The following is a 23317-nucleotide window of genomic DNA, read 5'->3' as shown; positions in this document are numbered from 1 at the left end:
ATTGCCTTTTTGAAATATGGCTACATGCTGGAATTAAAAAGAAAAATAGTATTAAAATTCGCCTTATATCATCGCAATTACAAAAAGAACAATGTCAGATCATGATTGTGAGATCATCGGTTGCAGCAATCAGTCCCGGCCACTCTTTTGCGAACAGTGGGACAAGATCCCTCCGCTCTTTAATCGTCTGGTACACCCCAGATCCGAAGTGCGTGAGGGCGAGCCGTTTCGCCCCGCTCTTTTTCGCAATTCCGATCGCATCATCCGGGTTCATATGTGGCCAGTCGGGGCTTGTCTCCCCGGGCTTCAGGCCGCATTCGGTGATCAGCAGGTCGGCATCCCTGGCGAGCATGACTGCATTCTCGCAGGCGCCGGTATCCGTGCAGTACGTAATCACCTTCCCGTCAAGCTCCAGCCGATACCCAAAGCATGGTGCCGGATGGACGAGCGGGAGGCAGGTGACGGTGAATGGTACGTGGTGAGTCCCTGCCGACAGTTCCCGCACCTCGTTTTTAAAGGGCAGGATCGCAAACGGCACCGTGTAGGGCTCGTTAACAAACGTCTCCAGCTGCTGCCGGGTCCCTTTTTGCGTGAAGATCTTCAGTTCCTGTTTGAACCGGAATTTACAGAGCGTATGCAGGCCGGCAATATGGTCGATGTGCATGTGGCTGAGGAACAGGAACGCCGGCTTCTCCTGCGTGATGTACCGATCGGCTTTGGCAATACCATTGCCACCATCGAGTATGATATCATAATCCTCCGACTGGATCAGGACAGAGACCGTATTGCCGGTGGGGGTATCGTACCAGCCATTGGTCCCAAGGAAGGTCACCTTCATACTAAGTGGGTTGGCGTGCCGGTAAAAAAGGTACGTGCCACGCGACGGTCTTTTATGCTCTCGCGGCGATTTTCGTTATACCAGAGTAAATAGAGGCATGTAAGGATGAAATACGCTGCAATCATATCATTTCTCGCTGTCCTTCTCCTGTGCGTGCTGCCGGCTACGGCAGTGATCCAGGAAGTCACGGTGAAAGGTACGGTATCGGGAATGAGTCAGGATAAGAACACCGTAACCATCGCAAATCCGCTCCAGTACGGGTGCGCGTATCCAGCCAGCGGTGACCCGGTCTGTTCGTACACCTCCATGAGTATCGCCTCCCTGACAGGGAGCGTACCCAGCGCCAGTGCGTTCACGATCTTTAAGAACGGTGATACCGTTGTTGCCACGAGTGTCGGTGGCGCCGGTGGGGAATGGATCGCCATTGCGAAACTGTACAACGATCTCCCAAGCGGGCAGTACGTGACCGATCTTGTCGGAGAACCCTCCGTCATCCCGACCCCCCTTGTTGGTAACTATGCGCTGGATATCTCCACCGCACCCGACTGCAACACCTGTTTTGGGACCACCTGTACAGCGGCAACTGCTACGGTGAACGTGCTCTCTGATGGGAACCGGGTCATCGTGAAAACCCTGGAACCCCGCCAGGCACTCCTGTTCAATGAACGCAATGACGCATCCAGTGTTGCGGTGACGTTTGTCAAGGGTGAGGCGCCATCCGTGACCTGTGCGGGAGGAGAATCCGGCATGACCGGCCCCCAGCCGATCTCGGTCTATATCGTCAATGTCGTGCCACCTCTCGGCTTCACCAGTCAGCCCGCTGAAACCCCAACCGCCCTCTCCACCGCGGTCCCGACTACAGTCCCGACTACGAAGGCTGCGAGCCTGCCGTTTATCGTGATCGGGGCAATCGGCCTCGGTGCTGCACTGCTTGCATATCGCAGGCAGTAATCTCCTTTTTAAAAAAGTTTCAGGTATTTACCGACGGCTGTACTTCCGGAACATATAATATACCCCGCCTGCGATCAGGGCAAGCAGGAGCACCCCGAAGACTGCCACCATCGATTGCTCTTTTACCACTACCCGGAAATCATCACTCTTCTCGGTCTGGTCGGAGGTCACCTTCACGGAGATCTTGTACTCGCTTGCCACGATATTGCCCGGGGGGACGATCCGCAGGTTCACGGTTGCCGACTCGCCATCAGCGATCCCGGCAATGATCTCGGGTGTGATCTCTGCGCTCCAGCCGTCCGGTGCCGATACCACCGTCTTCACGTTGGTCAGCGGTCCGGCATTGCCGGCATTGGTCAGCTTGATGCTGAAGGTCAGGGGGTCGCCCTTGTTCACCGGGTACTGGTACTTCTCGGCATAGACTCTGAGATCGTACGTCCCCTTGATCTTGGCCGTCAGGTTCTCGGGATATGCTTCAGCCGATGAATCGATCACAAGCGGGATCCGGTAATCGCCCACGGCCACATCGTGCGGCGGGATGGCTTCCACCACGAGCGCCTTCTCTTCGCCGCTCTTTACGTAGATCTCGGTGATGTCCGTGCCGGGTACGGCCTTTGCCTCGAACCGGACGTACCATCCCGGGGGAAGGTTTTCGGTGGAGAGTCGGAAGGTATCGTCGCTCTTCCCGATGTTCTTGATGGCCAGGTCGAAGCGGGGTTTCTTGTCGGACGTAGTCGTAAGGACCGGCGAGTTGATGGTGATCTCCGCGGCAAACAGTGACTTCTCCAGCATCACCGTTCCCGCATCGGTAGTGATCCCACCCTTGATCCGGATATCCTTCTTCTCGATCTCCTTGTACCCATCGCGCCCGATTTTCAGGGTATACCTCCCGGGCTCCACATCGGTTGCGACTTTCCCGTCGGCTGAGCTCATCACCTGGTCGACTGTCACGTGATCGGCGTCGCGGACAAACGCGACCTTTGCCCCTTTGATCTTCTCGCCATCCTTGTCGACAATGCTGAGTTTCAGGGTTCCCTTCTCGCCCTTATGGGTATCCGAGATAGTCACGTACGCCCAGTACCAGCCGTCGCCGATATGGACACGGACCGCGTACTCCCCCACCGGCGTATCGGAACTCGTCTCCACCTCGAGGATGATGGTCTTCGATCCGTTCGGGGGCAGACTGAGTTTGTTGATCTCGATATCCCCCTCCATGAACCGGATCTCCCAGTCGTTTTTTGCGGAATCGAACGATTCGTACCAGAGTTTCTTGTTGTTCTCCTGCCCGTAGTTGACCACGTTCAACTGGAACTTCGCAGTCTCCCCGGCCTCGATGATCTGGCCCGGCAGATCGCAGCTGATCACAACGTACGTATCCGGGGATTTCGTCAGGTCAGCGGCTGCCGGCTGCGGCAGGAGGATGAGGATCGCAGCGCAGGTGAGAAGCGCGAGGATAAAAAGGGGATTTGTCCCTGTTCTTCCCCGCGGGAACAGGGAAGTCATCGCACATCAAGCCGCATGAACCAGAGGTACGCGAGCCCGAAGAAAACGGCCGGGAAGAGCAGGAGGGCGATTAAGTTCGCGGTGATCGTCGAGATGATTCCGTCGATCCCGGCATCACCCGCCGAGACAACGTTGAATGAGGAGACAATGCTGGTACTTCCACTGGCCCCGACCACCATCCCACTGCTAGTATACTGTTTAGTGACTGCGGCGGTGACCGACTCGTAGTTCATGGTTGGCGAGAAGAGTGCCAGCGTGTCATGTACCATCTGCCGCTTCTCCCAGTAGGTCTGCATCTTTTCGTTGAACGCATCCCATGCCCCGTTGTTTCCTTTGTTCGAGAAGGTGACGGAGATTCCTGATACGTCGCTCTTGTTGACCGATTGCTGCATCTGGTCAACGAGCTCCTGCGGGAGTTCCGGCTGGCTGCCAACGACAAATTCGGTCACGGTGTTGTTGGCCAGCGTCGGGACGAGTGCCGAGAGTGCGATGAAGATGATCATCGTGTAGATCAGGGCCGATCCGCTCTCGTCCAGTGCGGTCGAGAGGAAGAGTGCGACGGCGAAGTACGAGAAGATGAGAAGGAACGAGACGAGCCCGAAGATCATAATAAGGATCAGTTCGTTGCCGTCCGGTACGATCCCGTACACGAGCAGGGTGGCAAGTGCGATGATGAGTACCACCAAAAGGGCGCAGCCGAGTGCGGCAATCCCGCCCAGCGCCTTGCCGTTGATCACCTCGTCGCGGTACACCGGGTGCGAGAGCAGGATCTTGAGAGACTTGCTCTCCTTCTCTTTTGAAACGAGATCGAATCCCATCGCTATTCCGAGTATCCCTCCCACGAAGACGAGGTAGGTGGCGACCGCGGAGAAGACCGAGAGGATGGAGGGTTTCTCCGCCATGTAACTGGAAAGCGGCGACTGGATGGTGCTTAAGTGCTTGTTGTAGTCGTCCAGGTTCTTGTTGTAGTCAGAAAGCCCGCCAATCATGCCAACGATAGCGACAACGAGCAGGATGCCGAAGATTAAAAGGAACTTGCGGCTCCGGATATGATCGAAGAACTCTTTTTTTGCAATGATCATGAGTCGTGATGCAGCCATCGTCTTCACCCCGCCACCTGGTAATACGAAAGGAACGTCTCTTCAAGCGAGAGCCCTTCGCGGGAGAGGCCCCGGAGCCGGATGCCCTGTTCTGATAGTGTGGCGGCGAGATCGTCCCGGATATCGGAGCGGGCAACGATCACGGCTTCGCGTCGGTCCTGTTCGTACTCTGCGCTGATAAGATCGGGATGCGAGAATGCCGGCATCGGATCGAGAGTCTCCACCCGGATCGTGATGTGCGCTGCGGACCGGTTCCCCACGCTGCTGGCGAGATCCCTCCACGAGCCCTGTGCAACGAGCCGGCCGGCCGAGAGGATCCCGACCGAGGTGCTGACCCGGCTGATCTCTTCGAGGATATGCGAAGAGACGACCACTGTGGTGCCGCTTGTGGCCACCTCCCGGATGATCCGGCGGTAATCGGCCACTCCCTGTGGGTCGAGGTTTGCGGTCGGTTCGTCTAAAATAATCACGGACGGGTCGTTCAAGAGCGCCTTTGCCAGGCCAAGGCGCTGGCGCATGCCTTTTGAGTACCCGCCAACCGGTTTGGTCACGCCATCGAGTCCGACACGCTCGAGCAGGCCGGCAATTTTTGGGGTAAGAATTTTAGCGTCCATCCCGTAGAGTTGCCCGAAGTAGGTGAGGTTCTCCCCTGCGGTAAGGGTCGGATAGAATCCGACATCCTCGGGCATGTACCCGATCCGGTTCCTGACCGTGATCGGGTTTCGGGCCACGTCAAGCCCGTTGATCAGGCAGCGGCCGTCGGTTGGTTCGATCAGGCCCACCAGCATCAGGATGGTGGTACTCTTCCCGGAACCGTTTGGGCCCAGCAGGCCGAAGATCTCCCCGTCGGGGACCTCCGCTGTCAGGTCGTTGACGGCCCGGACGCCGTTGTATTCCTTTGTGAGGTGTTCGAGTAGTATCATGGTCTGCTCCGGGCCGGACCATTGCGGGCCCGGCCATTGGATGATGCACGTGAAATCAATGCCCGCTTAAAAAGGAGTTGTCGCACAGTTCTCTACCGGTCCGGCAACCGGAAAAGGGATGTGCCGAATCATTCAAATACCCATGACCGCCCGCGCCCGGACTGCCCGTGGATTTTTCAGGCCCTGATCCTCACCCGCCGCACTGCGATGTGTAGACACTTGTGCCAGATATCTTATTTACCGCCCGGACCGGATAATTACTCATGAATATCCGGGTCATTCTGGGGATGGGACTCATCCTCTCGCTCCTCATCCTGCTGCCCGCATCAGCCGCCCTGCCGGAGGTGGGATGTCTCACCACTACTACTAAAACCGGCACCGCCTGGATAACGTTCGCCAGTACCAACAGTACGGATACGACCGGACCGGTCGCAGTGTCGTACATAATAGGGGAGGTCAGCGAAATCCCGACTCAATACGTATCGGAGGACATGACCGGAATGGTTGTGATCACGTCCATGGAGGGAGGTGTCCCTCATGAATTTACCCTTAGTGAGTCCCCCACCGGAGGAAGCACCTATGCGATCAATAGCGTCACGGTGATGGAGGGAAGCCCGGCCCTGCTGGTCAATAATTATTCCTTTGTCGCCCCCTCTTCGGTTGCCAATTATTACAATGATGTTGTTCCCAATGGAAAGCAGCACGAGTGGGTGGACCTTGACTGGAAAAATCCCTCAAAAGATCTGAAACTGATGATCTATACCCCGGATGCCACCCTCGGTCCGTACTCCGATATCGCTGATGGCAAAAAGGATGGTCGGATCTTCCTCGATATCGCAAGCCGGCTGAACGTGACCGCCGGCCACTGGTTCTTCCGGGTCCAGAACGAATACCCGGATCCTGCGAACTATCTCCTGAACACCTACTCTGCCTGAGGCCCTAAATGAAGTACTCCCGATTCCTGTTCGTTCTGGTGGTCATCTCCTGTCTTGGTGCCGTGAGTGCTGTGGCAGCACAGGAATACACCGTGACCTCAGGCTACGACAGCCCGGTACCGGCCGGGGCCGATGCCCGGGTTCCGGTGCCCGTCCCGTTCTGGTCCCTGCCCCTCTGGCTGATGCTCGCCCAGCTGGTGCTGGTCCCGCCAGAGATCCTTGTTGCGATCAAGCTCTGGGCATACATGGGGATCCGGCGCGTTTCTGGGGGCAACGTGCTCGATCAGGATGTCCGGGCCCGGATCTACGGGTATATCTGCCAGAACCCGGGCATCCACCTGCGGGGGCTCTCGACCGAGATGCAGGTGAAGCTCGGGACCCTGCGCTACCACCTTTCGGTGCTGCAGCACACCCACAAGATCGCCGTCAGCGGTGATAATGCCTCGATCCGCTTCTACGAGAACAGCGGTACGTACTCGACTGAGGAGCAGCAGATCCTGAAACACTTGCGGAACGAGACCACGAAGAAGATCCTTGGGGTGTTGCTCGACCGGCCGATGGTAACCCGACAGGATATTGCGGACGCGGTCGGCGTCTCGGGCCCATCCGTCTCGTGGCACATGAAACGGCTCGAAGAGGATCATATCGTCCTTTCCCGGCGTGAAGGACGATTGACCGCGTACGAGATCCCAGGGCCGGTGGCAGGCTACCTCAACCAGCAGATCCGGCCCCCGGCCCCCACAGGCCCTCAGGATTATTCCCGGGCCATCGGACAGGCGTAAGCAGTCATCTTTTTTCATCTGCCCCAATCACAATCCCCAAATACCCCTGCATCCGATCCCTGTTACGATGACACAGCAGCAGGAGCAGAGATCGGCATGGTGAAGGTTGGGGTCCATGTATCGATCGCCGGGTCCCTCGACCTTGCAGTGGACCGTGCAAGGGATGCCGGGTGCGACGTGTTCCAGATGTTCTCGCGCAATCCCCGGGGATGGGGCTACCAGCCCGTCAGCCCGGAAACAGCCGAAACATTCCGGTCAAAGATCAAAACAACCGGTCTCCTCCCGGTCGATCATATGCCATACCTGCCAAACCTTGCCTCACCGAAACCGGATGTTTACGAGAAGTCTGTAGCAACCCTCACCGCCGAGATCGACCGGTGCGGGACGCTTGGTATCCCGTATCTTGTCACTCATCTCGGTCACCACCTCGGCGACGGGATTGCGGGCGGGCGTGTCCGCGTGATCGATGCCATCAATCATGCCCTTGCGGCATCGGGGAGCCCCACGATGCTTCTCCTTGAGAACACCGCGGGGGAGAAGAACAGCGTTGGTTCCCGTTTCGAGCATATCCGGGGGATCTTGGACGGGATCGAAGCGAAGAACCGGGTGGGGATCTGCTTTGACACCTGTCACGCGTTTGCGGCCGGGTACGATCTTCGGACAGAAGACGCGATTGCAGAGACGCTGGGACAGCTCGATGAATCGGTGGGTAAAAGAAACCTCCGGGTCATCCACCTCAATGATACCAAGGGTGACCGGGGCAGCGGTCTTGACCGGCACGAACATATCGGTCTCGGGTTCATTGGCGAAAGCGGCTTCCGAAGTATCCTCCACAACACCGTATTCTCCTCCCTCCCCCTTATCTGCGAGACTCCCATGGACGACCGGCGGGATGACCGGGGCAATATCCAGGCCGTGCGGGATCTTGCACGGTAACATCCAAAGATACGTTTTTTCCCTTGCAGGTGCCATGCACATCAACCATGGCGCGCAAGACCTGTACGCACTGCGGAGCGATAACGGATGACTCCACCCAGAAGTTCTGTACCCGGTGCGGCGTAAAACTGCCGGACCTGCTTCCTGTAACGAAGATCGGGGGCATCCCGGTCCGGGCTCTTGTCGGAGCCTTAGTTCTTGTTGTCATCATCGTTATTGCTGTAGTCGCCGCTTCGGGTCTCCTCACAGTGTTTTTCAGCTCACCATCTGCAGGTTCTGCTACAACCGGCCAGGCACAGGTTGAGGCCACGACTTCTTTGCCCTCCCTGCCCACGACAACCCCCCTCCCCACCACGCCGGAAATACCGGTCACCACAAAAACAATGGTTCCCACAACGGTGCCGACAACTGCCGCCACTACGGTTACTACGAAGCAGACGCAGGTGACGGGTACCCCAAGCCCGACATACACCGTGACCACACAATCTCCCGTGGCAACAGGAACCTCGCAGATCACGCTTGCCGTCACCCAGGTACCTTCCCAGCCAGACTCGAGCTCGTATACCAGCTCCCATCCCGATGCGCCCTACATCGACCCCTCTGCCCTGGAGACACGGATCCATGAACTGATCAACATCGAGCGGCAGTACAATGGACTCTCTCCCCTGTCGTATGATTCGTTCCTCGCCGATATCGCCAGGGGGCACAGTTACGACATGTCGCTTCGGAACTTCTTTGATCACACAACCCCTGATGGAAGGGATGCCCATGCCCGGGGGAATTGGGCCGGGTATCCGTGTATCCGATACTACGGGACATACTATACCGAGGGCATATCCGAGAACCTGTATCAGGGCTACAGGTATCAGACCTACCTGACGGCACCAAACGGGACAATTGTCTCCTATAACTGGAGTTCCCTCGATTTTATTGCGAAGCAGGCAGTGATCGGGTGGATGAACAGCGAAGGACACCGCGAGAATATCCTCAATGAGAAATTGCAGCAGGAAGGGATCGGGGTTGCCTTCTCGTCCGATGACAAGATCTACGTGACCGAGAATTTCTGCTGACCTCACCGAGACGAGTTATCAGGATATTATTCGCGGGTAAGGTTATCGGAAGGCGAGCCGCTGGTGTTCGCTGGTGGTCACCGGTTGCTCGTAGTACTCCGGTGAGTAGACCCGGTCCTCGACAACCCCCACGACATCCTCGATATTCTTCGTGAGCGCTAGGCAGTCTGCCCCGTGCGCACCGTTCACCTTTACCTGTATCTTTCCTTCGTGATCGATCGTGATTTCCAGTTCCTGCATCTCCATGATAATCCTCCTTGTTTTTTAGTTCTCACGCAATCGCGCGCATTCGGTTCTCACGTCAGCTGGTGCACCGGCGCTTCCCGTTTTACCAGCAGCCCCGTCATAAGATCGCGGGCCGTGACGCAGAGGCGCCGCTCCCGGTCAAGGACAAAGGTCAGCTCAAACCTCGGCTCGCCTTTCAGGGCAGGTGGGTCGGCAGTGAGCAGTGTTGGTGTTCTGCCGTTCATCAGCACCGGCCTGCTCCCCCCGTTTGTATCCTCCGGTGGCCCGGCAAGCCGGATACCCCCGGCAGGATCCGAGACCAGTTCAAGATCTGGTGCGGTTGCCTCCGGTGCGGTGCGGAGCTCGTACAACGGGATTCCAAGCCGGGTCTGGCCATCATACGCCGCGCTGATGGTGATCCGGGCAACCTGTCCGGCGCTCGGGTAACGTGCCCCGCTCCGCACAAGGAAACGGTACCGGTGCTCTCTTTCAGTCGGGTCCCAGTACTGGAGCGCGTAGTGGTTTTTGATGCGGTCTGCTCTGGGTGTCCTGGGAGAGGATGTGGCTGCTCCCCGTGCAATGGCATCGAATGGGTGGTCGCACCGGACAGGAATACCCGGGAACTGTTGTTGCACCAGCGCCTGAACCGCTGGGATAACCGAGCCCCGTCCGGTCATCAGGACCGCGATCGGGGGATCATTCGGGTACCCCTGTGTCCGTGCAACTGCCCGTGCATGCCCGAGAGCCTGATCAAGGATGAACGGCAGGCCGCATTCTGCGATACAATGGGTGATATCATCCGTGGTCAGCCGGACGGAGATGATTAGTGAGGTAACCGGGTCCGTGAAGTCGATCGATACTTCATCGCCGCGAGCAAGTTGATAATATACATCGCCGACGCTCGCGAGGGCCGCATCGTACAGCTTCTGCGCCCGGGTGCCGGTATACCTCACCCGGCTCTTTGCCACAATCTCCTGTGCAATCCAGCCGTCCAGTGCCCGGCACCCCGTATCTTCTCGGGAAGTTCCGGCAACCCCAAGCCCCCGGGAGCCATTGTTCCGGACAAGGGAGATGGCAAGGTCGTTCTCATCGATACTGACGAGTATACACGACTGCCCCTCCTCCACCGTAAGGCCGTACCCGGCAGGTACCGCAGCACACTCATCTATTGTATGGCATGACTCAATCCCGGCGGTATGAGCGATACTGCTGAGCCAGACTGCATACCAGGATGGTGCATCGTCAGGGATGGCGAAGACAACGTATCCCGTATCCGGGCATTCCTGTACAGCCCGTGCAAACACAGTTCCGAGGAGATCGGCAGCAGCATCGCGGAAGGTGATCCGGCGACCTGTGCCGGTGGATATCTGTGCTGTACTCTCCTTGAGCAGGTAATTACGGATCCACCGGGCCGTTGCGGGGTGATCCCTACAGCCGGCGCGTAACACCTCGTCACCAATGGCATGGTCTCCGCTGTCCGGGTAATGGACCAGGACCGGTATGCGGTGGACCGGCCCGGAACCATTCAGGTCAGGGATCTCCTGCGACCATCCGGGGAACGAGAGCGTCTTATAATCACCGTCTTGCAGTGCACAGCCGCAGACAAGTGATCCCGTCCCAAAGTCTATCCCGATGCAGGTGGCTGGTTTAGAATCTTGTGCATACCGGTCCATCATATCACCCGACAATCTGGATATCATAGACCCCGGCATCGCGGAAGACCGGGCAGAGTTCTATCTCGTTCTGGAACCGGAGGGCAAGCAGTTCGCAGAGAAACCGCCATTGCTCCGCCATCCCACTGTTGCCGCACGTCTTCTCTTGCTCCTGTGCTCTCATGAGATCGTCGAGTGTGGCAAGCGAGAGGGAATGTTGGTAAGGGACCCCGAATGTGTGGATCCTGCCATCCTCCCCGCTGGTAACAATGTAGTCTTTCCCTGACACGGGCACGATCCCGGTTACTGTCCCGGCATGGGCGTACAGGGTACGGATCAGGGAGCGGTCATGAATTGAGTAGAATGCCAGCGTCCCACTCGCGTAGCCTGCTGCAAGGGCAAGGCCGTCGGTTGTGAAGGATAAGGCTGTGAGTTTCCCCGGGACCGATGGGATGGTTCCGATTAACATCCCTTCAGGAAGGGAATACAACCAGATGACCGGCTCCAGCCCGGCTGCCGCAAGGAGCATACTATCCGGGGAGATCGTACAGCAGTTCACCTCTTTTGCTGCATCCCGGAGTATAACCGGTTCCTTCCCGCTGGCGTGGTTCCAGATCCGCACGGTCGTGTCATTACTGCCTGTAACAAACAGTACTCCAGACGGATCCACCGCACAGCAGTTGATGATGCTCGTGTGTCCGGTACGGGTTCCTACAGCAGTGCCTGACGGTACGTCCCAGAGCCGCACAACACCGTCCCAGCCACCGGAAATGCAGGTTTTCCCATTCGGCAGGAAGGCAAGACACCGCACAGTGGTCTTCAGGCCCTCGCAGGAAGCAACAAGACTGCCGGTCATCATATCCCAGATGCGAAGATTCGGTTCTTTCCCGGCACAGGCAAGGAACGCTCCGTCAGGGCTGGCTGCAAGGGCCCGGATTGATGGTGTGTACATATCGATGGACCGACCCGCGGAGGCATCTCCGTGGGGAAAGATCCATGCGGTCCCGTCCGCGGTACCGGCAAGAATCCCCCCATCACCCACAAGAGCAAGAGCAGTGACGGCACCGGTGGGGCGTTTGAGGGTGCGGAGAAGTTCACCCGAAGGAATACTCCGCAGTGCGATCATTCCGTCCCATCCTGTAGTAGCAAGGAACCTGCCATCCGGGGAGATGGCACAGGTAGTGACCGGGCGACGGTATGCCCGAAATTCCTTTACTTTCCCGCCGTCGGGAACGTTCAGGTAATAGATGGTACCGTCATTGCAGCAGGTTGCGAGGTACGTGCCTTCGGGCACAAAGGCGCAGCAGGTTGCCGAGCGGTTGTAAAGCGGGATCTCCGCTGCCGGATACTCGCGATCCTGCCAGATGAGGAGCACGTTGTCGTCACCTCCAATACCAATCGACCTGCCATCGGGTGATATCGCGTGGCAGGAGATATGGCCGGTATATCCCGTGTATATCCGCACCGGTTCGCCATTCTCTGCCGAAAGAAGTACCGGTGGGGTCTGTCCACGAATAACTATCAGGCAACGAGTATCGGTTTCGGTCGGGGTCGGGAATGCAAGCGCCCTGACCGGATCGCCGGTACCCGGAACCATCCACTTCACGGCCCCAGTGAGTGTATCACGGCTGCATACCGCACCGTCTGCATGACCGGTTGCAATTGACAGTCCGTCCGGTGTTGTGGCAATGGCGGTGACCGGAGATGTACAGCCGGGATCAATATGGTGGACTGTTCCGGTTGCGCACCCGATGCGGAGGCACACGCCGTTTGTATCCCCGGCTAATATCTCATCGCCATTGGCGGACAGGATTGCGGTTGTAATAGGGTGGCAGGGATCATCCCATGTCCAGATCGTTTCACTATTGGAGATACTGGTGGCGTGCAGGGTCCCACGGTCCCCCCCGGTGATCAGGATAGTGTTGTCAGGAGTTAAGGCAAGGAAACGGACGGAACCGGTGCCGGTTGAGCAGGACGCCACAAGCCGGGAGGAAGCAACCTGCCAGACCGTGACCTGGCCATCACAGGTACCGGAAGCAAGGAGCGAACCATCTCTCGAGAAGGAAATCCGCAGGCTCCGTTTCTCCTGTATCTCCCGGGTAACAAGTGGTCTCTCTGGTACCGGGGCAGTCCATATCTTCGGAAGGTTGCGGATCATTTCTTCGAAGACCTGTCGGGCATCGCCACCCGGGTACCAGCCTGCATTGTTCATCCGGTGCAGGGCAGAAACGGAAAGAGCCGGAGGTGCCTGGCCGATGAGCATCCAGAGCGTATCCCATGATTTCTCTCCTGCAAGTGTTTCAAGAACAACCTCCCATTCGTCATACGACCATGCCCGGGCAGCATGGTTCGGGTCGGTTTCCAGGAGAGCATGTGCAAGAGCCCTGCCGTGATCTCTGGCACTGCGGAGAGCCATTGCCTGTATTCGGCCCGGTGCCTCTGCATATCCCTGTGCAAGGATCGGGTGATGGGGTTCGGGATCGAGTTTGAAGAGTGCATCATCCTGCCCGGTCAGGTATAGAAAGATCGCACGCGCCCCCGGTTCGCTGGGAGCGTACCCCTGCTTCATGGCCAGTTCCCGGAGGGCAGGGTCTTCCCGCATCAGCACTTCCCTGCACAAGGCATCGACAGCCTCCTGGGAAGGGATGGCGGAAAGGCCTTCCCGTGCAATCGCCCGTGCAACTGTATCGGGTGATGTTGCAGCAATGGCAGCAAGGTCGCAGACAGCAGTAATATCTCCGCTCTTTACCGCACCGGCCAGTCTCCATACATCACGCCGCAGAAGCAGGGAGCCGATGAGAGGGAGGATAAAGGCGTTCCTCATGTGTTCTCATGCCTCACGGGTGCCCGTTTGCAAATGTCTCCAGCGCGATCGTCTTGCCGTTAATCGGAGCCCGGGCCGGGGCGGTCCGCGATGCCGACTGTGCTCTCCCCTCGGCAAGCCATGCCCGGAGTGCTGCAACGGTTTCCCTCTGCGATACCGAGAGGGGTACCTGTGCCTGCATGCAGGAGAGGATGTCGTCTGTCGTGACCCGGCGCATCTTCTCATTGAACGCCCGGTACATGGCGTCGATAATGGTCTGTTCGATCTCGGCGCCCACGTACCCCTCGCTCTCCCGGGCAAGGGTATCGAGGTCGAACTCCGCGGGGATACACTTGCGTTTCCGGAGGTGTACGGTGAAGATCTCGCGCCGCTCCTCTCTTGTCGGCAGGTCAAGGAAGAAGATCTCGTCAAAGCGCCCTTTCCTTAAGAGTTCCGGTGGGAGTGCCGCGATGTTGTTGGCGGTTGCTACGACAAAACAGGGGGAGGTCTTATCCTGCATCCACGTAAGGAGGTGGGCAAAGACCCGCTGGCTGGTGCCGGCATCACCACTGCCAAACGCAAACGCCTTCTCGATTTCGTCCACCCAGAGGATGCACGGACTGATCGTCTCGGCAAGTGCAAGGGCCCGGCGTGTCCGTTCCTCGGACTCACCCACCAGGCTCCCGAAGAGCGCTCCCACATCGAGGCGAAGGAGCGGCAGGTGCCAGATATCGGCGATCATCTTGGCTGTCAGGCTCTTGCCGGTCCCCGGGATGCCGATGAGGGCGATACCTTTGGGGGCAGGAAGGCCAAAGTCCCGGGCCTCCTGCGTGAACGCCCGCTCGCGCAGGCCAAGCCACTCCTTGAGGACGAGAAGGCCGCCCACATTCTCGGGAGTCTCGGTGTAACTGTAGAACTCCAGCGCATCCGATGCATTCAGGATGTCCTTCTTGTCGGCAATGATGGCATCGATATCCTGGTCATCGAGCGTGCCCCTTGTGACAATTGCCTTGGAAAATGCCCGTCGTGCCTGGTTCAGGGTCATTCCAAGGGCTGCCTGGATAATCTTCTCTCTCCCTCCGGGAGAGAGAGAGCAGGGGATGCCGCTTGTGGCAATGAGTGTGTCGAGGTCGTCTGAGAGTTCGGTTGCATTCGGAGGGGGGAAGTGGATGATCACGGCCTCGTCGCGGATCTCGTCCGGGACCCGGGGAGTCGGGGTTACGATCATGATAGTCCGGCGGTTGTACCGGAACGCCTGCGAGAAGTTCCGGATCCGGCGCTTGACCTGCGGGTTGTTCCAGTACTCATGGAAATCCTTGAGGATGATAACTGCGTCATCGCTGGTCTTGACAATGTCATCGAGCGCAGTAAGAGGGTCCCGCGACTGGCTGGGAAAGTTCTTGGTGCCGGCAATCACAGAGAAACCGTCAACACTGTCCCAGGCAATACACTGGCGGGGAGGGTCCCAGGTCTCGCACACCTCCCGGATCTGCGAGACTGCTCTTTCTTCTTCGGGCGTGATGACGACGATCAGGGTGACACGGGCACGGAGGGAGATGTTGAGCCGACGGGAGAAATCGGGTTCGATCAGTTGCATGGTCCTATCTCCATCTCCGGACAACCAGCCGAACCGTACCGTTCTGTTCGTTCTTCTCGGAAACCAGTTCAAACCCGTCCTTCTTTACCTGTTCGAGCACCATCTTCTTCGCATACTCCTGCTGGATGGATTCGGCCTGCCGCTTCAGTTCATCGGCTATCTTCTGCTCACCCTTGCCGGAAACACCCCACCAGTCTGCCACCAGGTCATACGACCCGTCGGCATTCTTTACAAAACCCAGCGCGTACCCGTTGGACTTCCTGGCGGCAATGTCCACATTGTGCAGGCCATGGTATCCCTTGATAGTGGTGTTGGTTTCTACCGTGTAACCGAGTTCCTGCATGCACTGCACCAGCGCCTCGCGGTGTCGGAACGTGGTTTTGATGCGGCTGAAATGCGACATGTTTTCACTCTCCCCGGCACCGTGCAGCGATCTGCCGGACCATGGTTGCATCCGGGAACCCTGTGGTCGTGACCGTGCCGTCTGGTGCAATGGTGAACTCGACGGTCTCTCCCTGCTGTGGAGACGCAGGCTCCGGAACGACCCTTCCGGTCAGGGGGATTACCCGCTGGTTTGCCGATCCCACGAATGGGGTTGTGCAGGCCATATCTTCCTTATATGGTCCGGCGATGAGGAGATCTGTTGTTGCAAGGAGCCGGTCCCACGCAGGGTTATTGCGCGCGGTCAGTTGTTCGTACGTATACCCGGAATAGGTGACAACGGTGAGCCCCGCCTCACATACCTGCTCTGCCACCTCTGCGAGCGGCCCGGCCTGCTCAAATGGCTCGCCTCCGGAGAAGGTGACGCCGTCGGTTCCCTCAATGCCGAGGATGCGTGCCGTAAGCTTGCGTGTGGAAACGATATGCTGGGAAGAAAAGGACCAGGTCGCTGTGTTGAAGCAACCCCTGCACCGGATCGGGCACCCCTGTACCCAGACAACGGTCCGGATGCCGGGGCCATTTACGGCTGAACGCAGGAGAAAACCTGAGAGGTTGAGTCTGCACATGCGTCGGCATCCGGGGTCGTTGTATTTGTGCACCATCTTTTTTCCGCCGCTTCTTATGGCTTCGAGAAAAAATTTCCGGTGTGGGGACCAGTGTATCCTATAGTATTACCCAGGTTTTCCCGGAATGGTGTTCATCCGCGGGGACGTGCAAATAAGCATACTTATGAGATACGTTTGGACTAACAAAGTTCGTTTTTCCCCTTTTTATAAGCATTGATGCAGATATTGTAATTCATAAGGATTTCAAACAGTTTGGCTGCCGGGTTCCCGCGGCACCGGATCCCGCGCGTCAGGCGACCTTATAATCCTCTGTGAGAAATAGATCCGGCAGTGAAGGCTACATTTGATGGTACGACCATCCGCGTTGGGAATGACGGGCGATCCCTGTACGATCAGAGCGGGTACGGCAGGCCCGAGAGCGACGGTCTCCGGCTCTCGCCGCAGGAAGCCCTCTATCTGCTCCACCGGCAGAAGATTGAGGTGCCGGGGCACTCGTTTGACACACTCTTTGCCGAGTTTGCCGACCAGCCCAATGTGATGCGCAGTTTCCTCGTGTACCGCGACCTGCGGGAACGCGGCTACGTGGTCCAGACCGGACCGCACGACTTCCGGGTCTTCCGGCGCGGCGAGAAACCCGGCAAGGGCGAGTCGCTCTATCTTGTGCGGGTCCTCTCGGAGCGCGACCCCATCCGGTTCGACAAGCTGATCGAGGAAGTGATGGCCTCGCGCAACATGCGCAAGCAGTACATCCTTGCAGTTGTCGACGACGAGCAGGAGCTCACCTATTACGAGATCAAACTCCAGAAACTGGTGGATTCAGCATGTGCCATCACAGCCCTCTCTCCCACCGATGCAATTCTGACCGGGAAGTCTGCGATGGTGCGGGTGCAGGCTGGTTCCCCCCTTGAGCAGGCCGGCTATGGCAAGCGGCTTGATTCCGAGCGCCTCATGATCTCTCCGGTTGAGCTCCTCTATCTCATGAACCAGGGGACAATCCGGCTTTCGCGGGGTAATAAGACAATAAGCGCCTCCGAATACCTTGCCCTTGCATGCGATGTGGATACCGAACTCACCCTGAAGCATACGGTCTACACCGATCTTCGTGGTCACGGGTTCACACCCCGCACCGGATACAAGTTCGGCCACCACTTCCGGGTGTACTGCGGCACGTCCGCTCACTCAGACCTCCTGGTCCACGCCGTCGAGAAGGAGGCATCGCTTGCCATGAGCGTCATCTCGCGCTCTGTCCGCATGGCCCACAGCGTCAAAAAGAAGATGTTGTTTGGCGCCGTACACTCCTCCGGAATCCAGTTCGTCGAATTCGCACGAATCAAACTGTGAGCTTTTATCATGCAGGAACCGCAGATCAACCCCTGGTCAAGCACACCGTCCCTTGACATCGAGAAGACATTTGCCGAGTTCGGCATCGACCCCAGTGCACCGGTCATGGCCGAACTGCCGGAGATCCCCTATTTCATGCGTCGGGGTATTGTGGTAGGTCACCGGGACTACCACCCTATTGCGCAGGCAATCCGGAACAAGACTCCGTTTCATATTCTCACCGGGTTCATGCCGAGCGGCCACCCGCATCTCGGCCACCTGATGGTGATGAAAGAGGTGGTCTGGCACGTGCAGCAGGGCGGTAACGGGTACATTACCATCGCCGATCGCGAGGCGCACGCGGTTCGCGGTCTGTCCTGGGAGAAGTGTAACGAGTACGGAAAAGAGTACCTCTCGTGCCTGTATGCCCTTGGGTTTGAAGGAGAGACATTCTTCCAGAGCAGGAACAACCGGCTCAAGGATCTTGCGTTCGAGGCGGCGACCAAGGTTAATTTCTCGGAGCTCTCGGCAATTTACGGTTTTGGTCCTGACACCGACCTTGCACACGCAGACAGTGTGATCACGCAGGTGGCTGACATCCTCTACCCCCAGATCGATCGCGAACCGGCACCAACGGTCGTTCCGGTCGGGGTTGACCAGGACCCGCACATCCGCCTCACCCGCGGAATTGCTCACAAAATGCGGATGTTCACGGTGGAGGAACGTGACGGGTACATCAGTGTACGGTCCAAGAATGCACCCGAGGTGGCGCTGGAAGCAGTGAAGAAAGCCTTCCCGCATGCAAAGAAGTACGAGGGGCACGTTGACATCAAAGGTGCTGTATGCGCCGATGTGAAAGGGAAAGTCCGGGAGATCGAGCGGGCTAACGGAGGATTTGCCTTCTTCACCCCCTCCTCCACGTACCATATCTTCATGCCCGGGTTGACCGGCGGGAAGATGTCGTCAAGTGTGCCGGAGAGTTTCATCTCCTTCTACGAGCCCGAGGCTACGGTAAGAAAGAAGGTGATGAGCGGGATCACCGGCGGGAGGATGACCCTCGAAGAGCAGAAACGGCTTGGCGGCGAGCCGGACAAGTGCTCGCTCTTCCTCCTCAACCTCTTCCACATGGTGACAGACGATGCAGAACTCGCGGAGATCAAGCGGAAGTGCACGGCAGGGGAGATCACCTGCGGGCAGTGCAAGAAGGATACGGCCGAGCGGGTTGTCGCGTTCCTGAAAGATTTCCGGGAGAAGATGGACGCGGTACAGGACAGGATTACGGTGTGACGATGGCAGAAAAAATTGATGAATTGTCAAATAAGGAAAAAAAATTATTAAAAATTCTTGGAGAAAATAAAAAAATCGATGCAGAAACACTTGCGGGATTAACGACAAATCTTGCGATTAGTCATAATCCTACACGCAAAGCATGTGAAAATCCTTTACCAAAAGATAAAACAACTGCAATTCTATCCGATTTCTCGGTTTTAAATGAATCAAATCAAAAAATATTTGAGAATTTACAAAAACTGAATGCTCCGACACTAAAAGCAATTGAGAATTTACAAAAACTGAATGCTCCGACACTAAAAGCAATTGAGAATTTACAAAAACTGAATGCTCCGACACTAAAAGCAATGGAAAATTTTCAAAAACTGAATGCTCCGATACTAAAAGCAATGGAAAATATCCGAAAAAATCATTTAAAATCATCAATTCCTGATATAAAACTCGATTTGGAGAATATTATTTCCACAGTAGATACTCAAGAACTTACAAAGACATTGAATGATTTATCTGTCAGTCAAAAAATGATAACAGATTTTTGGGTTCAACAAGCACATTTACTTGAAGAAAAAAAAATAGCGAAGGTTGAGCGAATCCAGACTTCACATTACACACTTACAGACGAAGGAAAAGAGTACCTAAATAATGGTCTTCCAGAACGTCAACTCTTGAATCGCTTTGATGAAAAGATTGACATAAAACAACTGAAAAAATTTGACCTATCAAATGTTGGTATCGGATGGCTGCGAAAAAAAGGATGGGTAACTGTAAAAGATGGAATTATTTATAAATTAAACGAAAATCCTCCCGTGGGAACTGATGAAACGGTTCTTAAGCAAATCAACGATGGGGATTCAATATTTGATAAAGATACAGTTATTGGATTAATAAAACGTGGTTTAGTAAAAGATGAACCGACCGTAAAAAATGTTCTTTCATTACAAGATCACTATCAGAATGAAACTTTTGAGGAACTCGATATAGAGTCTCAAAATAAAATCGGCACGCTCACCCGCAAGCAGATCATCTCGGGTGCATGGAAGAATGCCAACCTCCGACGGTACGATGTCACCAAGCTCCCGAAGAAGGCGTACGCCGGCAAGATCCACCCCTACCAGCGGATCATCGGCGAGATGCGCGAGATCCTGCTTGAGATGGGCTTCACCGAACTCTACGGCGGCATCGTCCAGCAGTCCTTCTGGAACTTCGACGCCCTCTTCCAGCCGCAGGATCACCCGGCCCGCGAGATGCAGGACACCTTCTACCTCAAAGAGACCCTCCCGCTCCCGAAAGGGTACGAGAAGGTCAAGGCCATGCACATCTCAGGCGGGGACACTTCGTCCACCGGCTGGGGTGGCGTATGGAAAGAGGAGAAGGCCGAGCAGTGCGTGCTGCGCACCCACACCACGAGCCTGTCCATCCAGTACCTTGCCCGGAACCCCAATCCCCCCGTCAAGGCATTCGCTGTCGGCAGGGTATACCGGCGCGAGACCATTGACACCACGCACCTTGCGGAGTTCGAGCAGCTTGAGGGGATCGTGATGGACGAGAACGTCACGTTCGGGAACCTGCTGGGGATCCTCCGCGAGTTCTACAACCGCATGGGTTTCGAGAGTGTACGGTTCAAACCCTCCTTCTATCCTTACACTGAGCCAAGCCTCGATGCAGAGGTATATGTTGACGGGATTGGCTGGATCGAGATGGGTGGCGCCGGTGTCTTCCGCGAGGAGGTCACCGCCCCGCTCGGCGTCAAATATCCCGTCCTTGCATGGGGACTTGGCGTGAGCCGGATCGCGATGCTCCGGCTGGGGCTCAAGGATCTTCGCCTTCTGCACAAGAGCGATGTCGCGTTCCTGCGCGAGACTCCCTCGCTGCGCGAGATAAAGGGAGGGATCTGAAATGGCAGTCATCACGCTCCCCTACAAGTATCTTGAACGGCTCACCCGCACCGACCGGAAGACAATCATCGAGAAAGTCCCCCTCATCGGCTCGGATGTGGAGCGGATAGAGGAAGATCACGTGGACGTAGAGTTCTTTCCTGATCGGCCGGACCTCTTCAGCCCTGAGGGTGTTGCGCGGGCTATGCGGGGCTATCTCGGGATCGAGACCGGCCTGCCGTCCTACCCGGTAAAGCCGTCGGGAATAAAGTTCACGGTCGATCCGGCTCTTGCGGAGATACGCCCTATTCTGGGAGCGGCAGTCATCCGTGGTGTCAGTTTCGATGACGAGTCGATCCAGGCCATCATGTCCCTCCAGGAATCGCTCCACTGGGCGGTCGGCAGGGGCCGGAGCAAGGTCGCGATCGGTATCCACGACATGGATACGGTCAAGCCCCCGTTCCACTACATCGCATCCCGGCCGAGCCGGGGATTCATCCCCCTAGATTTCAAGGAGAAGATGACGATGGACGAGATCCTCGAGAAACACCCGAAGGGCAGGGACTACGCGAAGCTTGTCAAAGGCTTCCCGCTCTACCCGCTCATCGTGGACGACGACGATCATGTCCTCTCGTTCCCTCCGATCATCAACGGCGAGCGGACCCGGGTGACCATCGACACGAAGAACATCCTCCTTGACACGACCGGCACCGACAAGCGGGCAGTCAGCGTTGCGGTGAACATTATCTGCACGGCGATGGCTGAAGCCGGAGCTACTATCGAGAGCGTAGAGATCGGTGGTGTGCAGACCCCGACACTCGCCCCTGCTGAGCGGATTGTCAGCGTTTCTGAGTGTTCACGGATTCTCGGTGTCGAACTGACGCCGGCATCCATGGCCGGGTACCTCCGGCAGATGCGCTTTGGCGCTGAACCGGTGGGTGCGGATAACGTGAAGGTACAGGTGCCCTGCTACCGGGCCGATATCATGCATGACTGGGATCTCTTCGAGGATGTGGCGATTGCCTATGGCTATGACAAGCTCGAATCCCTGCCCCCCAAAACCTTCACCGTGGGAAAACCCCACCCGGTGCAGGTCAATATGGCTCTTGCCCGCGGGGTGTTCACGGGCCTTGGCTACCTTGAAGTGATGCCCTTCACCCTGACAAACGAGGATGTGCTGTACAGGCGGATGCAGCGGGAGGAGACAACAGGCGTCCTCCACGTGATGCACCCGATCAGCATCGAAAACACGGTGGTCAGGACCGAGCTCCTCCCCCTTCTCCTCGAATTTCTGACGTTAAACCGGCACCGCGAACTGCCCCAGCGCCTCTTCACCGTGGGCGATGTGGTGCTGGACTGCAAAACGCATCAGCAGGCAGCGGGTGTCAGCACGCATCCCGATGCGGACTTCTCGGAAGCCTATGCAGCGGCCGATGCCGTGCTGCACGAGCTCTCCATCGATTATACCGTGAAGGAATCCAGCGACCTGGCATTCATTGACGGGCGCCGTGCCGACATCATGGTAAACGGGAAAAAAGTGGGTGTCTTTGGCGAGATCCATCCCGCCGTGCTGGTTGCGTTCGAGCTCGAGCACTCTGTTGCTGCGTTCGAGTTCGACCTCAGAGCCGTACCGGGATTCCCCGTCCTCTGAGATACTCTTTTACTTCTTTTACGGTGAACTCGCCATAGTGGAAGACGCTTGCGGCAAGACAGGCGTCCGCCTTTCCTCTCGTGAACCCGTCATAGAAATGCTCGAGCGTACCTACGCCGCCGCTTGCGATGACCGGGATTCCTGCAGCATCAGAGATCGCGGCGGTGACGGCAAGGTCAAAGCCGTTCTTGGTGCCATCGGTCTCCATGCTCGTCAAGAGGATCTCGCCAGCGCCCCGCTCCTCTGCCTCCCTTGCCCAGGCAACAGCGTCGACGCCGGTTGGCTTGCTCCCGCCGTAGATGACCACCTCGTACCAGCAGGTACGCCCGTCATCGAGCTGGACCGGGATCGCCTTCTCGTTGAGCGTATAGTTCCGGCGCACGTCCATGGCACAGACAATGCACTGGGTGCCGAACGCCTCGGCGCCCTGGGTGAGCAGCGTCGGATCGTGGACAGCGCTTGTGTTGAGGCTCACCTTGTCAGCACCGGCCCTGAGGATCTGCTGGATGTCGTCAAGGGACTTGAGGCCGCCCCCGACCGTGAGCGGGAGGAAGAGCTGGTCAGCGGCACGCTTGATTACCTCAATGATGATCCCCCGTTTCTCCTTGGAAGCCGTGATATCGAGGAAGACAACCTCATCTGCACCCTGTTCGTTGTAGCGGTTGGCCAGCTCGACCGGGTCACCGGCATCGCGGAGTCCTACGAAGTTTGTCCCTTTCACGACCCTGCCGTCTTTCAGGTCAAGGCAGGGGATGATCCGTCGCGTCAGCACCATTGGTTACAGACTTGGTCGGCGGATACTATCTACATTTCCAAAGTGCCCGGGCAGCAGCGCGGATTTATGAGCCCTGCCAACCCTA

The 23317-nt window shown here is 57.1% G+C and carries 20 protein-coding genes; 9 read left to right on the top strand and 11 right to left on the bottom strand.

Annotation, left to right across the window (positions count from 1 at the left end; translation table 11 throughout):
• Positions 1 to 94 precede the first annotated feature (94 nt).
• Complete coding sequence (locus LUQ43_RS06660) at positions 95 to 838, bottom strand: ribonuclease Z (protein ID WP_299965426.1); 744 nt, start codon at positions 836 to 838, stop codon at positions 95 to 97.
• A gap of 105 nt (positions 839 to 943) precedes the next feature.
• Here LUQ43_RS06660 and LUQ43_RS06655 point away from each other — a divergent pair, with 105 nt between their 5' ends.
• Complete coding sequence (locus LUQ43_RS06655) at positions 944 to 1789, top strand: hypothetical protein (protein ID WP_299965423.1); 846 nt, start codon at positions 944 to 946, stop codon at positions 1787 to 1789.
• 27 nt (positions 1790 to 1816) lie between these two features.
• Here the strand turns inward: LUQ43_RS06655 and LUQ43_RS06650 are convergent, their stop codons facing one another.
• From LUQ43_RS06650 to LUQ43_RS06640, 3 genes are read right to left on the bottom strand one after another with little or no spacing between them, the layout of a single operon-like run.
• The gene (locus LUQ43_RS06650; protein WP_299965420.1) at positions 1817 to 3292 is read right to left on the bottom strand and encodes an NEW3 domain-containing protein; all 1476 of its coding nucleotides are present in this window, start codon (positions 3290 to 3292) and stop codon (positions 1817 to 1819) included.
• Positions 3289 to 4392: an ABC transporter permease subunit gene (locus tag LUQ43_RS06645; RefSeq protein WP_299965417.1), complete on the bottom strand. Its 1104-nt coding sequence runs from the start codon at positions 4390 to 4392 to the stop codon at positions 3289 to 3291. Before LUQ43_RS06645 ends, LUQ43_RS06650 begins: the two co-directional genes overlap by 4 nt.
• 5 nt (positions 4393 to 4397) lie before the next feature.
• On the bottom strand, positions 4398 to 5315 hold the full coding sequence (locus LUQ43_RS06640) for an ABC transporter ATP-binding protein (RefSeq protein ID WP_299965414.1): 918 nt from the start codon (positions 5313 to 5315) through the stop codon (positions 4398 to 4400).
• Positions 5316 to 5578: 263 nt separating this feature from the next.
• On the opposite strand from LUQ43_RS06640, the gene LUQ43_RS06635 reads away from it, so the two are divergent.
• The 4 genes from LUQ43_RS06635 to LUQ43_RS06620 all read left to right on the top strand — a co-directional run bounded on the left by LUQ43_RS06635 (position 5579) and on the right by LUQ43_RS06620 (position 9038).
• Entirely contained in the window at positions 5579 to 6250 is a 672-nt protein-coding gene (locus LUQ43_RS06635) for a hypothetical protein (RefSeq protein ID WP_299965411.1), read from the top strand.
• A gap of 8 nt (positions 6251 to 6258) precedes the next feature.
• Entirely contained in the window at positions 6259 to 7032 is a 774-nt protein-coding gene (locus tag LUQ43_RS06630) for a winged helix-turn-helix transcriptional regulator (RefSeq protein WP_299965404.1), read from the top strand.
• 96 nt (positions 7033 to 7128) lie between these two features.
• Positions 7129 to 7968, top strand: a complete 840-nt coding sequence (locus tag LUQ43_RS06625) for a deoxyribonuclease IV (protein WP_299965401.1) — start codon at positions 7129 to 7131, stop codon at positions 7966 to 7968.
• A gap of 47 nt (positions 7969 to 8015) precedes the next feature.
• Entirely contained in the window at positions 8016 to 9038 is a 1023-nt protein-coding gene (locus LUQ43_RS06620) for a CAP domain-containing protein (RefSeq protein WP_299965398.1), read from the top strand.
• A gap of 42 nt (positions 9039 to 9080) precedes the next feature.
• On the opposite strand, the gene LUQ43_RS06615 is transcribed toward LUQ43_RS06620, so the two are convergent.
• From LUQ43_RS06615 to LUQ43_RS06590, 6 genes are read right to left on the bottom strand one after another with little or no spacing between them, the layout of a single operon-like run.
• Positions 9081 to 9284: a DUF2997 domain-containing protein gene (locus LUQ43_RS06615; protein WP_299965395.1), complete on the bottom strand. Its 204-nt coding sequence runs from the start codon at positions 9282 to 9284 to the stop codon at positions 9081 to 9083.
• A gap of 50 nt (positions 9285 to 9334) precedes the next feature.
• Positions 9335 to 10939: a hypothetical protein gene (locus LUQ43_RS06610; protein WP_299965392.1), complete on the bottom strand. Its 1605-nt coding sequence runs from the start codon at positions 10937 to 10939 to the stop codon at positions 9335 to 9337.
• Position 10940: 1 nt separating this feature from the next.
• Positions 10941 to 13739, bottom strand: coding sequence for a WD40 repeat domain-containing protein (locus tag LUQ43_RS06605; protein ID WP_299965389.1), 2799 nt, complete (start codon positions 13737 to 13739; stop codon positions 10941 to 10943).
• A gap of 13 nt (positions 13740 to 13752) precedes the next feature.
• Positions 13753 to 15315: an AAA family ATPase gene (locus tag LUQ43_RS06600; RefSeq protein ID WP_299965386.1), complete on the bottom strand. Its 1563-nt coding sequence runs from the start codon at positions 15313 to 15315 to the stop codon at positions 13753 to 13755.
• A gap of 4 nt (positions 15316 to 15319) precedes the next feature.
• Complete coding sequence (locus LUQ43_RS06595) at positions 15320 to 15718, bottom strand: DUF1257 domain-containing protein (protein ID WP_299965384.1); 399 nt, start codon at positions 15716 to 15718, stop codon at positions 15320 to 15322.
• Between the two features lie 4 nt (positions 15719 to 15722).
• Positions 15723 to 16322: a 4Fe-4S single cluster domain-containing protein gene (locus tag LUQ43_RS06590; protein WP_299965380.1), complete on the bottom strand. Its 600-nt coding sequence runs from the start codon at positions 16320 to 16322 to the stop codon at positions 15723 to 15725.
• 330 nt (positions 16323 to 16652) lie between these two features.
• Here LUQ43_RS06590 and endA point away from each other — a divergent pair, with 330 nt between their 5' ends.
• Genes endA through pheT form a run of 4 tightly spaced genes read left to right on the top strand, consistent with a single transcriptional unit; the run spans position 16653 to position 22457 of the window.
• Positions 16653 to 17663: a tRNA-intron lyase gene (endA, locus tag LUQ43_RS06585; protein WP_299965378.1), complete on the top strand. Its 1011-nt coding sequence runs from the start codon at positions 16653 to 16655 to the stop codon at positions 17661 to 17663.
• Between the two features lie 9 nt (positions 17664 to 17672).
• Positions 17673 to 18929, top strand: coding sequence for a tryptophan--tRNA ligase (locus tag LUQ43_RS06580; protein WP_299965375.1), 1257 nt, complete (start codon positions 17673 to 17675; stop codon positions 18927 to 18929).
• 2 nt (positions 18930 to 18931) lie between these two features.
• Positions 18932 to 20827: a phenylalanine--tRNA ligase subunit alpha gene (locus tag LUQ43_RS06575; RefSeq protein ID WP_363318497.1), complete on the top strand. Its 1896-nt coding sequence runs from the start codon at positions 18932 to 18934 to the stop codon at positions 20825 to 20827.
• Position 20828: 1 nt separating this feature from the next.
• Positions 20829 to 22457 carry a phenylalanine--tRNA ligase subunit beta gene (gene pheT, locus LUQ43_RS06570; protein ID WP_299965372.1) on the top strand — a complete coding sequence of 543 codons (1629 nt, stop codon included), beginning with the start codon at positions 20829 to 20831 and terminating at the stop codon, positions 22455 to 22457.
• On the opposite strand, the gene hisF is transcribed toward pheT, so the two are convergent.
• On the bottom strand, positions 22426 to 23232 hold the full coding sequence (hisF, locus tag LUQ43_RS06565; RefSeq protein WP_299965370.1) for an imidazole glycerol phosphate synthase subunit HisF: 807 nt from the start codon (positions 23230 to 23232) through the stop codon (positions 22426 to 22428). The two genes, pheT and hisF, sit on opposite strands and share 32 nt — an antisense overlap.
• Positions 23233 to 23317 lie beyond the last annotated feature (85 nt).

It is taken from the genome of Methanoregula sp., from assembly GCF_028679125.1.
Taxonomy (GTDB): domain Archaea; phylum Halobacteriota; class Methanomicrobia; order Methanomicrobiales; family Methanospirillaceae; genus Methanoregula.
The sequence above is the reverse complement of the archived record's forward strand: the minus strand, read 5'-3'. Positions and strand labels throughout refer to the sequence as shown.